This window comes from Microbacterium sp. Bi128, assembly GCF_918698205.1.
This window is the reverse complement of the sequence record NZ_CAKKMM010001693.1, coordinates 1-1,000: the sequence shown is the minus strand read 5'-3', so window position 1 is coordinate 1,000 and position 1,000 is coordinate 1. Positions and strand designations below refer to the sequence as shown.

At 69.0% G+C, this 1,000-nt stretch carries 1 protein-coding gene; it reads right to left on the bottom strand.

The window, feature by feature from the left end:
* Positions 1-116: 116 nt before the first annotated feature.
* A partial coding sequence (locus tag LQV45_RS35575; protein ID WP_230012771.1) for a CaiB/BaiF CoA-transferase family protein occupies positions 117-1,000 on the bottom strand: 884 nt, incomplete at its 5' end.

The window sequence follows — 1,000 nt, the reverse complement described above, 5'->3', positions numbered from 1 at the left end:
GTACTCGGGGCCGGGATCGGGGTCCAGCACGGGCGCGTCCCAGCTGCGGTAGGACCCGGGATCGAGGACCGCGGTGATGAGTTCGGTGGCGTCCAGGTGCCGGACCTTCTGCCGGGTCAGCATGCCCGGGGGCCTTCCTGGCCGGTGACTGTGGCCGCGCCCGCTGGGGTGCCGGGTGTCAGCCCCAGCCACCGCCGGATCTGCTCCCCGTCTTGGTCCAGCAGCGGCGGCGCGGTGTGGGACGTCAACGTGGTTTCGGTGGTGCCGGCGGCGCTGAAGAACCGCAGCGGCGGGCCGGGCAGGCTCACGGTGCCGAGGATTTTGTGCTCGACGTCGACCACCAGACCCTGCGAGTGGACCTGTTCCCATTCGTAGACTTCGTCCAGGGTTCTGACCTTGCCGGCCGGGATGCCGGCGTCGTTGAGTTTGGTGAGCAGCGGCTCCGCCTCGAAATCGGAGAACACCCGCTCCACTTCTTCGATGACTTTCTCGCGGTTGCGCACGCGGTCCGCATTGGTGGCGAACTCCGGCCGCGCGGCGTCGATCCCGAACGTCGAGGCGAACGATTTCCAGAGCTTTTCGCTTCCCACGCTGATCTGCACCCTGCCCTGCCGGCAGTGGAACAGTCCGTAGGGGGCAATGGACGGGTGCTGGTTGCCCTGGGCCTTCGGCACTTCGCCCGCAACCGTGGCCCGGGTGCCCTGGAAGGCATGGACCCCGATCAGGGCCGCGAGCAATGAGGTGCGGACGATCTGGCCCTGGCCGGTCCGCTCACGCTGGAGCAGCGCCGCGAGGGTCCCGAACGCCCCGTACATGCCGGAGAGGAGGTCGGCGATGGGAACCCCGACCCGTTGCGGATCGTCCGGCCCGGATCCGGTCAGGGACATCAGCCCGGCCTCGCCCTGGAGGATCTGGTCGTAGCCGCTGCGCTGGGATTCGGGCCCGTCGTGCCCGAATCCTGTGATGGAGAGGACCACCAGCGCCGGATTCAGGGCGTGCA